Annotated in this window: 1 protein-coding gene; it reads right to left on the bottom strand. The window is 43.2% G+C overall.

What is annotated here, in order from left to right; all coding sequences use genetic code 11:
• On the bottom strand, nt 1–509 hold a 509-nt coding region (locus GO493_RS30790), incomplete at both ends, for a hypothetical protein (RefSeq protein ID WP_157310081.1).

The raw sequence follows: 509 nt of genomic DNA on the forward strand, positions 1-509 counted from the left end.
AGCCAGGAGTATATTTTATATTGTACGTTTCCGTCAATACCGTATAATGCGTATTCATTATTTATTGCTGCAGATGCCATTCCCTGTAAGGTGAAGGCGTCCAGGAAAACAATATGGCTGGCCAGCAGGTTCTTTGTGTTAAAATAAACAAAACCAGTATCTGTCTGATGATTGTAAAACTGTGTGTAAGACAACATGCTGTTCATCATCATCCCCTTATACCTGTAAGAATGACTTAGTGAGCCTACCAGGGTATAGAACTGGTTTTCCATATAATGCCCCTCGCTCAGTTTTGTCAGCTGGGAACTGGGATAATATCCTACCGTTATTACCGGCCAGCGTTTCATACGCAGTGTTGCCTGGATACTCTTAAACACTGAGTTAGTACTGTATTCCGCCTGCTGGTATTGACTGCTGTAATCGTTCTTCCTGATACCGGCGGTAACCATCAGCTGCTGTTTAAAGAAAGGCTGATCTATACGGGCTGACCATGCAGTTTGAGAGGAACC

The sequence above is a fragment of the Chitinophaga tropicalis genome (assembly GCF_009758205.1).
Lineage (GTDB): Bacteria > Bacteroidota > Bacteroidia > Chitinophagales > Chitinophagaceae > Chitinophaga > Chitinophaga tropicalis.